The 8,983-nt window shown below is 47.6% G+C and carries 8 protein-coding genes, 16 tRNA genes and 2 rRNA genes; 3 read left to right on the plus strand and 23 right to left on the minus strand.

Features of this window, described 5'->3' with window-relative positions; translation table 11 throughout:
- Nucleotides 1-64 precede the first annotated feature (64 nt).
- The gene (locus AB1K83_RS16600) at nt 65-1,366 is read left to right on the plus strand and encodes an NCS2 family permease (RefSeq protein WP_413059335.1); all 1,302 of its coding nucleotides are present in this window, start codon (nt 65-67) and stop codon (nt 1,364-1,366) included.
- 50 nt (nt 1,367-1,416) lie between these two features.
- Here AB1K83_RS16600 and AB1K83_RS16605 read toward each other — a convergent pair whose 3' ends face one another.
- From AB1K83_RS16605 to queG, 3 genes are all read right to left on the minus strand, one after another.
- Nucleotides 1,417-1,716 carry a hypothetical protein gene (locus AB1K83_RS16605; protein WP_413059336.1) on the minus strand — a complete coding sequence of 100 codons (300 nt, stop codon included), beginning with the start codon at nt 1,714-1,716 and terminating at the stop codon, nt 1,417-1,419.
- Between the two features lie 305 nt (nt 1,717-2,021).
- The gene (trmL, locus tag AB1K83_RS16610; RefSeq protein ID WP_413059337.1) at nt 2,022-2,495 is read right to left on the minus strand and encodes a tRNA (uridine(34)/cytosine(34)/5-carboxymethylaminomethyluridine(34)-2'-O)-methyltransferase TrmL; all 474 of its coding nucleotides are present in this window, start codon (nt 2,493-2,495) and stop codon (nt 2,022-2,024) included.
- Between the two features lie 2 nt (nt 2,496-2,497).
- Nucleotides 2,498-3,634 carry a tRNA epoxyqueuosine(34) reductase QueG gene (gene queG, locus AB1K83_RS16615; protein WP_413059338.1) on the minus strand — a complete coding sequence of 379 codons (1,137 nt, stop codon included), beginning with the start codon at nt 3,632-3,634 and terminating at the stop codon, nt 2,498-2,500.
- A 57-nt stretch (nt 3,635-3,691) separates the two neighbouring features.
- Between queG and AB1K83_RS16620 the strand changes: the two genes are divergently transcribed.
- Both AB1K83_RS16620 and AB1K83_RS16625 read left to right on the plus strand, forming a co-directional pair.
- The gene (locus AB1K83_RS16620; RefSeq protein WP_413059339.1) at nt 3,692-4,387 is read left to right on the plus strand and encodes a B3/4 domain-containing protein; all 696 of its coding nucleotides are present in this window, start codon (nt 3,692-3,694) and stop codon (nt 4,385-4,387) included.
- A 21-nt stretch (nt 4,388-4,408) separates the two neighbouring features.
- Nucleotides 4,409-4,924 (plus strand): hypothetical protein, encoded by a 516-nt coding sequence (locus AB1K83_RS16625; RefSeq protein ID WP_413059340.1) that lies wholly within the window; start codon nt 4,409-4,411, stop codon nt 4,922-4,924.
- 208 nt (nt 4,925-5,132) lie between these two features.
- Here AB1K83_RS16625 and AB1K83_RS16630 read toward each other — a convergent pair whose 3' ends face one another.
- The 20 genes from AB1K83_RS16630 to AB1K83_RS16725 form a co-directional block, all read right to left on the minus strand.
- Nucleotides 5,133-6,023 (minus strand): hypothetical protein, encoded by an 891-nt coding sequence (locus AB1K83_RS16630; RefSeq protein ID WP_413059341.1) that lies wholly within the window; start codon nt 6,021-6,023, stop codon nt 5,133-5,135.
- Nucleotides 5,998-6,522: an RNA polymerase sigma factor gene (locus AB1K83_RS16635; protein WP_413059342.1), complete on the minus strand. Its 525-nt coding sequence runs from the start codon at nt 6,520-6,522 to the stop codon at nt 5,998-6,000. Before AB1K83_RS16635 ends, AB1K83_RS16630 begins: the two co-directional genes overlap by 26 nt.
- A gap of 321 nt (nt 6,523-6,843) precedes the next feature.
- Nucleotides 6,844-6,924 (minus strand) — tRNA-Leu (locus AB1K83_RS16640).
- A 25-nt stretch (nt 6,925-6,949) separates the two neighbouring features.
- Nucleotides 6,950-7,023, minus strand: a tRNA-Cys gene (locus AB1K83_RS16645).
- Nucleotides 7,024-7,033: 10 nt separating this feature from the next.
- A tRNA-Gly gene (locus AB1K83_RS16650) sits at nt 7,034-7,108 on the minus strand.
- Nucleotides 7,109-7,113: 5 nt separating this feature from the next.
- Nucleotides 7,114-7,185 (minus strand) — tRNA-Gln (locus tag AB1K83_RS16655).
- Nucleotides 7,186-7,193: 8 nt separating this feature from the next.
- A tRNA-His gene (locus tag AB1K83_RS16660) sits at nt 7,194-7,269 on the minus strand.
- A 30-nt stretch (nt 7,270-7,299) separates the two neighbouring features.
- Nucleotides 7,300-7,375, minus strand: a tRNA-His gene (locus tag AB1K83_RS16665).
- 30 nt (nt 7,376-7,405) lie between these two features.
- Nucleotides 7,406-7,479 (minus strand) — tRNA-Trp (locus AB1K83_RS16670).
- 6 nt (nt 7,480-7,485) lie between these two features.
- A tRNA-Tyr gene (locus AB1K83_RS16675) sits at nt 7,486-7,570 on the minus strand.
- A 7-nt stretch (nt 7,571-7,577) separates the two neighbouring features.
- Nucleotides 7,578-7,653: transfer RNA gene (locus AB1K83_RS16680), tRNA-Thr, on the minus strand.
- Between the two features lie 14 nt (nt 7,654-7,667).
- A tRNA-Phe gene (locus tag AB1K83_RS16685) sits at nt 7,668-7,743 on the minus strand.
- 66 nt (nt 7,744-7,809) lie between these two features.
- Nucleotides 7,810-7,885 (minus strand) — tRNA-Asp (locus AB1K83_RS16690).
- A gap of 3 nt (nt 7,886-7,888) precedes the next feature.
- A tRNA-Met gene (locus AB1K83_RS16695) sits at nt 7,889-7,963 on the minus strand.
- A 131-nt stretch (nt 7,964-8,094) separates the two neighbouring features.
- Nucleotides 8,095-8,170 (minus strand) — tRNA-Val (locus AB1K83_RS16700).
- 46 nt (nt 8,171-8,216) lie between these two features.
- Nucleotides 8,217-8,291, minus strand: a tRNA-Glu gene (locus AB1K83_RS16705).
- Nucleotides 8,292-8,312: 21 nt separating this feature from the next.
- A tRNA-Ser gene (locus tag AB1K83_RS16710) sits at nt 8,313-8,403 on the minus strand.
- A gap of 3 nt (nt 8,404-8,406) precedes the next feature.
- Nucleotides 8,407-8,481: transfer RNA gene (locus tag AB1K83_RS16715), tRNA-Asn, on the minus strand.
- A gap of 42 nt (nt 8,482-8,523) precedes the next feature.
- Nucleotides 8,524-8,639: ribosomal RNA gene (rrf, locus tag AB1K83_RS16720) — 5S ribosomal RNA — on the minus strand.
- Between the two features lie 142 nt (nt 8,640-8,781).
- Nucleotides 8,782-8,983: ribosomal RNA gene (locus AB1K83_RS16725) — 23S ribosomal RNA — on the minus strand; the annotation flags it as partial.

The raw sequence follows: 8,983 nt of genomic DNA on the forward strand, positions 1-8,983 counted from the left end.
TCATTAAAAACGAATATTATTTAAAATGTGTTCAATAAAGTTCGTGTTTAAGGAGGATACCCTTTTGTTTCATTTAAATAAAGCCGGTACGAATGCCAAAACAGAGATTCTGGCGGGAATGACGACTTTTTTAACGATGGTGTATATCGTCATTGTCAACCCGATCATTTTGGCGGATGCCGGAGTGCCTTTCGATCAAGTTTTTCTGGCTACCATCATTGCCACTGTCATCGGGACATTATGGATGGCCTTATTCGCCAATTATCCGATCGCCATTGCACCTGGTATGGGATTGAACGCATATTTTACATCAGTTGTCATTGCATCGGATGGCCAACTTGATTACTTGACTGCTTTTTCCGCTGTATTTATAGCGGGTTTGTTATTCATTATCCTATCCATGACTCCGTTCCGTGAGAAGCTGATTGAATCCATACCGGAAAATTTGAAGCATGGCATCACTGCAGGAATCGGGTTATTCATCGCATTCTTAGGACTGCGATTGTCCGGACTTGTCGCTCCGCATGAGGCCACTTTGGTGAGGCTCGGTGACTTGACATCGCCTCCCGTGTTACTGACACTTTTCGGATTGCTCGTCACCATCATTCTCATGACGTTGAACGTCTACGGATCCATTTTCATCGGGATGATCGCTACCGGCATCGTGGCTTTTGCTACGAAACAACTCCATTTCGAGGGCGCGCCTTGGAAGCTCCCTCACTTGCCTGAAGGCCTCTTGGTCTGGAATCCGGTCCAAGCGGCCGGGGATGTCGTTTCGCACGGACTGTACGGTGTCGTATTCGCTTTTTTGATTGTTACCTTATTTGATACGACGGGTACGATGATCGGCGTTGCCAAACAAGCCGGGCTCATGAAAGGGAAATCGCTCCCACGGGCACGCCATGCGCTATTGGCCGATTCCGTTGCCGCTACTGTCGGTTCCATGTTTGGAACAAGTCCGACGTCCGCTTATATAGAGTCTTCTTCCGGCGTCGCTGTCGGAGGGCGTACGGGGCTTACAACGCTAACCGTAGCAGTTCTCTTTATCGGAGCAGCCTTTTTCAGCCCGGTCGTCTCGGCGCTCTCCGGCGTTTCAGCCATCACGGCGCCGGCACTCATTATCGTCGGAAGTTTGATGATCGGGGCAGTGAAGCAAATCGATTGGGATTCATTCGATGAAGCGTTTCCGGCATTTCTTGTCATTTTAACCATGCCGTTGACGTCCAGCATCGCGACAGGGATCGCCCTTGGCTTCATCACTTATCCTTTACTGAAGGTGGTTAAAGGTAGGGGCAAGCAAGTTCCGCTCCTACTGTATATTTTCGCTGTCCTGTTCACCTATCAATTGCTCTTTTTGCCACATTGAAAAACTGCCCTTCCGCTTTCTATTGCGGAAGGGCAGTTTTAATATTCCTATCAAATACGATTACGGGTTGACATGATAGCGGAAACGAATAAAGCCCCTGCTGTGATCAAATGCAAAAACCAGCCAATCACCGGGATGACGCTAGCGACACTGGTGAATAATCCTAAAATCGAAGCAGCTTTCCCCTGTCCCTCACGAATGGACAGCAACAGTGTAATCGCATGCAGAATAAACATGATAAACAAAGCATTATAGCCTGTCCCGATAACAATCGCGCCTCCGATAATTGGGATGGCCAAGAATGCCTCCGCAATACCTGTAATCCATTTCAAGCCAGTTGAATAGTTCATATGCAGTCCCTCCACAATCAATTGCATTATCTTTTCTACGCATCAAAACGTCAAAAGTTTCATATCTTCCCCTCTTTGTCACAAATTTATCGCCCCGCTATACCAATTCCATATAATTTGGGGTATAATACTTACAGAACAATTGACTTAACGGGAGGCACACACAATGACACTTATTCTAATCATAGCCGTTTGCTTCTCATTCCTGTCAGCTATTTTCACTGGCGGGTATGAAGACAAGCCGGGCAAAGTTAAAAAATAATGATTGCAGAAAACGGGACGAGCCATTAGGCTGTCCCGTTTTTTTATGTCAATTCCGGAAAACCTCGCTGCCGTAACGCCTCGTAAATCAGAATGGAAGCTGTGTTTGATAAATTCAACGAGCGGATATTCCCATTCATCGGAATTCGCAAACATTGCTCCGGGCGGCTCTCGATGATCTCATCGGGGAGTCCGGTCGTCTCCTTTCCGAAAACGAAGAAAATGTCCTTGGATTCATCCGAAAAATTGAAAGAGCTATAAGGTTCCATTCCAAACTTCGTAATGAAGTAAAACTCGGCATCCGGGAAAGATGCAAATAATTCATCAATCCCATCATGATAGGTGATATCGACAAATTCCCAATAATCAAGCCCCGCCCGTTTCAGCATTTTGTCGTCTGTCGAAAAGCCGAGCGGTTTGATCAAATGGAGTTTCGCCCCCGTTCCCGCGCAAGTACGGGCAATGTTCCCTGTATTAGCCGGAATCAGTGGTTCAAATAATGCAACATGGATAGTCATCTCTACACTTCCTCTAAGGTCTCAATGGCTGCCTCCAATTCCTTTCGGACAGACTCATCTTCTTCTGTTTGTAATGCTTTTTCTATTGCGCCATAGCCCATCGCCGAACCGATTTCTCCGAGCGCCCATGCGGCTGTTCCTCGGATGACAGGGCGCGGATCCTCTAGTAAGATGCCGATCAAATCCGGTACAGCCGCTTCTTCTTTAAAGTGCGCCAAAGCGATGATAGCATTCCGCTGAATCGGGTTTTTCCCGCGCCATGAGCCGGAGACATGGCCGAAGCGCTCCTTGAATTCCCGGTTCGATAGTTTCAGCAACGGTTGCAGCAATGGCTTTGCCAGTTCCGGATCGGGTTGAAAAGCTGGTTGATGCAGGTTGTATTTCCGTTTATTCTTCGGGCAGACAGTTTGGCATGTATCACATCCGTACAAACGGTTGCCGATTTCTCGCCGGAATTCCTCGGGAATCGGTGTTTTCGTTTGCGTCAAAAATGCGATACAGCGTTGCGCATTCAATTGGCCCCCTTGTATTAAGGCTCCTGTAGGGCAGGCATCCAGGCAAAGGGTGCAGTCGCCGCACTCCTCTTCCATCGGCGTGTCAGGCTCAAATGGGATGTTCGTAATCATTTCTCCTAGATACACATAGGAACCGAATTCCGGCGTAATAATGGAGCAATTTTTCCCGGACCAGCCGATACCCGCGCGTTCTGCCACCGCCCGATCGACGAGTTCGCCCGTATCGACCATGGAACGCAACTGGGCTGCAGGCACATATTCCTTTATAAATTGCTCCAAAAGCTGAAGTTTCTCCCGGAGTACTGTATGGTAATCCATCCCCCAAGACGCACGGCAAAAGAGCCCCCGTCGCTCCCCTTTTTTCCCTCTCGGTGAATCCTGCATTTTGGAAGGATACGCGATGGCAATGGATATGATGCTCTCCGCCTCATCTAGGAGCAACGCCGGTTCCGTCCGCTTGTCCAAGTCTTTTTCCTCGAATCCCGACTGATAGCCTAATTCCTGTTGCCGTTTCAACCGGTTTTTTAATTCCCGGAACGGGGCTGCGGTCGTAAAACCGATTTTGTCAATGCCGATGGAAGCCGCGTAAGTCCGGATTGCTTGTTGCAGTTGAACAGCGTTCACCCTAAATCGCCTCCTTTATGCTAAGATTATTGGTAAACTAGGTAAAGGGTGATGTCATTGATAATTAAATTGGATCAAAAATTACTGACCGACATGCCCGATTTGAAATTGGGCATTAATTATTATACCAAAATTACGGTGGCAGAATCGCCTCAAATGCTAAAAGGTAGATTACAACTTTTTCAAGAGCAGCTTTTCTTTGAATTAGAGGACAAAGCGTTTTCCGAGTATTCGGGAATCCAAGAGTGGCGCAACGTCTGGAAAACCTTCGGGGCGGATCCGAACCGGTATCGTCCCTCTGTCGAAGCACTGATGCGGCGGATCAAGAAACAGAATTATATCCAGCCGTTCCACAGCGCAGTCGATTTGAATAACTTCTTCTCCCTGCAATATGAAATTCCGGTAGGCATCTACGACTTTGATAAGACAGTCGGAAATATCCATGCCACGGTTGGAGCGGAAGATGAGGGTTATGAAGGGTTGAATGGCCGCTTCAACTCCTTATCCGGGATTGTATTGCTGAAAGATGATTATAGTCCGTTCGGAAGCCCGTTTGTCGATTCAATCCGGACATCCGTGACCCAAGAAACAACCGCTGCCCTTCAAGTGTTCTTCATTCGTCCTTCAATGGATGCAGAAGAGGCACTTGAACTGACCACCTCCTGCGCTAATATGTTCACCAGCATCAGCGGTGGTGACTCCCAGTCGTATGTTATACATTCCGACGCTCCATCCGTTACAATTGACAAATGAAGGTGTATAGGGGGAAATCCAGTGAGTAAAATTACTTTGGCAGAAGCCGTCAAATTAAAGAGCATAATAAAAAAGAAGATTCATGAGTTGGAAGCGGAAATGAGGCGCGTTGCTTTCACAACGGTGGAGAAAGGGAAGACACCTGAAACAGGGCCACGTACCTTGCCAGTTGTAGAAGCGGAGCTGGAAAAAGTGCGTACCGATAGCCGAGTGCTCGATCGCCTCATGTACCGTGCCAATATCGACCATACAATTGAATTCGATGGCCAACAGCTTGCGATTGTCGAGGCGATCGAACTGGCAACCCAACTTCGAGCAAAAGCCAACTTTTATAAGGAACTGGCTTCTTCCGAAAAGGAAGCAATCCAGTTCGGCTATGGTGAAAACACGACCTTCTATCGTGTCGCTCTGTTCGACCCGGAAGCATATCGTCTGAAAGCATTGCAAGCGGAAAAAGATGCCCATCAAGTATCGAACCGCATAAATGCGAAAAACTACGCGATTGAACTGGAATTTGACAACACCGACTATTTTTGAGCCTTGAAAAGGTGAGAGTCCTTTTCAAGGCATAGGGTACGGGATCTATAGTCCAATTTAATGGAGACCAACCAATCATCTGTTACCCTTTACATTGTGACCACTTCCCGATAACCGACTACAGGCAACGCAACCGTTTCCTGCCACTTAACTTCGTATCGGTCCCACCCTATGGAGGACGCCCCTACCCATCGCGGAAGGGGCGTCTTCAATTTTTAAACGGTTTCGTTTTCTCTCCGTCAATCACGAGAATCCACTTCCCCTTTTTTGGAAAGTTCATGACTCCTTGATAGATAAGCAATTTCTTCGAAGTCGGGGCATGGAGTGCGTCTGCATCCCGCTGAAACGTTTGAGTGGAAACTAATTTACCCGAGGATGTCCTCAACTCAACCGTGATTTCTCGTTTCCCATTGCCATATTTTTCGATATACAATTCTGTTTCTTCCCCTGGATTTATTTCTTTGGGAGAATTCAGTAATGTATACGATTCCGTTTTAGGAAAGGGCGGCAGTACTTCGATTGTAAACTCTTCAAATACCTTCTCGCCAATATAGAAAGACAATTGCCATTCTCCTTCAATGGGAAATGGAGTGAACTTCGTTAACACATGAGCATCTTCTTCGTATAACGGACTGCTGAGGACCCCCTCGGATAAAGTGATCTCTTCTCCATTGGCATGGATCGCTTCCACCTTATATGGTTGAGAGACCATTTCCTGAGGCGTGCCCCAGAAAAATAACATCAACTTAGCGACTCTCCTCGGATCCTCGGCTACAAAATGGCGCGGACCTAATATTCCAATTTTCCCTTCCACGCCGATCAACTCCTGATAAGGCGAGGCTGAAAATAACTCTCCTCGGTCTGCCATTTGGTTCTGCCCTACATTCCAGTGAGTCCGACTTTCATTCAGAAACAAGAAAAGGACGAATAGGACCACCATAAGCGTAATGGACGGGAAAAGACGAGTTACTCGCATGTTTTGTTGTTGTTTCTTTTGCGGTTCGGCTAAATTCTGCAAAATGGCTTCCTTTTTTTTATCCGGCAGCGAATAAGTGGGAAGGCTGTTTAGTTGCTCATGTAATTCGTTCGTTTTTTCCATGGGCCGACTCCTCCTCTTCCAGTAATTGTCTTAATTTCTTCAACGCACGATGAAACATGACATTTACTGCATTTTCCGTAAGATTCACGATGGCAGACACCTCTTTGGAGGACATTTCTAAAATTCCCCGGAGAATGACCACTTCCCGATTCTTTCGAGAAAGCTGCCGGATAGCCTGATACAGTGCATCCGCTTCTTGATTGCGGACCAGCCAAGCCGCCACTTCATCCGAGGGCTCCTCTTTCAAATGAAGCAAATGGGTCAGGCGCGACCAAAGCTTTCGTCTACGATACGTATCAAGTACCTGATTGCGCGCAATGGTAATTAACCATGTCTTCGGATGGGACTCTCCTTTAAAGGCAGATATGCTCTTCAAGGCAATCAGAAAGGTGTCTTGGACAAGATCCTCCACATCCAGCGTCCCAGTATAGTAAATCAAAAAACTGGTTACATCTTTTTCATATTTATAAAACCAGTCCTCAATCGAATGTGGTATCACATTTTCTCCCCTCCCTTTATATAGTAGACGTTTCAGGTAACCAAATCTTACAAGATTTTAATCTTTTTATGAAGAGAGGATAAGTGGATGGAATTAAACACTGTTTATGGCCATGTAACATGGCTGTAAGGGGAAAGGGGGTTAAGAGCAGATGAAGGAAGTTTCCGAAGTTATGAGCGCCCACGGGAAGTTATAAGCGCCTGTGCGAAGTTATGAGCGCTCACGCAAAGTTATGGGCGCTTGCAGGGATTGACGAGCTTTCGAGCTGCCAGTTGAACCAATAAAAAAAGATACAACCGAAGTTGTACCTTTTTTCGTGGATACCCGAGGCCGGACTTGAACCGGCACGCCTCGCGGCATCGCATTTTGAGTGCGACGTGTCTGCCATTCCACCACTCGGGCATAATATTAAGTTACGAAGCAAAACTGGAGGCGGCAACCGGAATCGAACCGGTGGTAAGGGTGTTGCAGACCCGTGCCTTACCGCTTGGCTATGCCGCCGTAGAAAAAGTGGAGCGGAAGACGGGATTCGAACCCGCGACCCCGACCTTGGCAAGGTCGTATTCTACCACTGAACTACTTCCGCAACTACTGGGGTAGCTGGATTCGAACCAACGAATGACGGAGTCAAAGTCCGTTGCCTTACCGCTTGGCTATACCCCAAAAAATAATGGGGCGACTGAAGGGAATCGAACCCTCGAATGTCGGAACCACAATCCGATGCGTTAACCACTTCGCCACAATCGCCACTATAGTATAATTATCTCGCAACATGAATGGGGCGGCTGAAGGGAATCGAACCCTCGAATGTCGGAACCACAATCCGATGCGTTAACCACTTCGCCACAACCGCCATCAAGTAGGCTAGAAATAGCTAGAATATTGGCAGGGGCAGTAGGAATCGAACCCACACCAAAGGTTTTGGAGACCTCTATTCTACCGTTAAACTATGCCCCTGTATAATGGTGGTGGGGGACGGATTCGAACCGCCGAACCCGGAGGGAGCGGATTTACAGTCCGCCGCGTTTAGCCACTTCGCTACCCCACCAGAAAGATGGTGCCGGCGAAAGGACTTGAACCCTCAACCTACTGATTACAAGTCAGTTGCTCTACCAATTGAGCTACACCGGCACGGTGAAAATATATGGTGGCTCAGGACGGAATCGAACCGCCGACACAAGGATTTTCAGTCCTTTGCTCTACCGACTGAGCTACTGAGCCACATTGTAATTATTGGATTTGAATCGGTGTTATCTTTCCTTTTCAAATCTATGTAATGAAAATAAATGGCGGTCCCGACCGGGATCGAACCGGCGATCTCCTGCGTGACAGGCAGGCATGTTAACCGCTACACCACGGGACCGTTTGGTTGCGGGGGCAGGATTTGAACCTGCGACCTTCGGGTTATGAGCCCGACGAGCTACCACTGCTCCACCCCGCGATAATATTATTCATAAGACAAAAGTACTTCTACGCATTCGGCATACTGGACGCCTTACGCTTCGCTGTCGGCGTTAATCGCATTCGTTGTTATGCGATTTGCTCCACCCCGCGACAATACTATTAAAGAAATGGTGGAGGATGACGGGCTCGAACCGCCGACCCCCTGCTTGTAAGGCAGGTGCTCTCCCAGCTGAGCTAATCCTCCGGGTTAAAATTGCGATAAGCTTCGCATTACTGCTAGTTTAAATAAATGGTGACCCCTACGGGATTCGAACCCGTGTTACCGCCGTGAAAGGGCGGTGTCTTAACCGCTTGACCAAGGGGCCATATTCAATAAGTAAAATAACTGGCGGAGAGCAAGGGATTTGAACCCTTGATACGCGGTTAGCGTATACACGATTTCCAATCGTGCTCCTTCGGCCACTCGGACAGCTCTCCAATTGGCTCCGCAGGTAGGATTCGAACCTACGACCGATCGGTTAACAGCCGATTGCTCTACCACTGAGCTACTGCGGAATAATAACATTACTAATACTCAGTAGTCATTTGGAAATGACAGCCCAGCGACGTCCTACTCTCACAGGGGGAATCCCCCGACTACCATCGGCGCTGAAGAGCTTAACTTCCGTGTTCGGTATGGGAACGGGTGTGACCTCTTCGCCATCGACACTGGACTATTTTCCACAAGACAAGACTTATTATACCATAGTCTAATGAGTATTTCAAGCGTTTTTCAAAATTAATTCATTTTGTTCGCTCAAAACCGGATAAAACCAACATTGTCTGCTTACCACAAGCCATGCAACCTTTTTGTTTGAGGTTAAGTCCTCGATCGATTAGTATCCGTCAGCTCCATGCGTCGCCGCACTTCCACCCCGGACCTATCCACCTCATCTTCTTTGAGGGATCTTACTTACAAATGTAATGGGAAATCTCATCTTGAGGGGGGCTTCATGCTTAGATGCTTTCAGCATTTATCCCGTCCACACATAGCTACCCAGCGATGCCTTTGGCAAGA

The sequence above is a fragment of the Sporosarcina sp. 179-K 3D1 HS genome, assembly GCF_047228905.1.
Lineage (GTDB): Bacteria > Bacillota > Bacilli > Bacillales_A > Planococcaceae > Sporosarcina.

What these genes read in the sequence shown, in the direction of transcription:
- AB1K83_RS16605 (WP_413059336.1), bottom strand. Translation starts at nt 1,716, where the DNA reads ATGAACTATTCAACTGGCTTGAAATGGATTACAGGTATTGCGGAGGCA.
- trmL (WP_413059337.1), bottom strand. Translation starts at nt 2,495, where the DNA reads ATGACTATCCATGTTGCATTATTTGAACCACTGATTCCGGCTAATACA.
- AB1K83_RS16630 (WP_413059341.1), bottom strand. Translation starts at nt 6,023, where the DNA reads ATGGAAAAAACGAACGAATTACATGAGCAACTAAACAGCCTTCCCACT.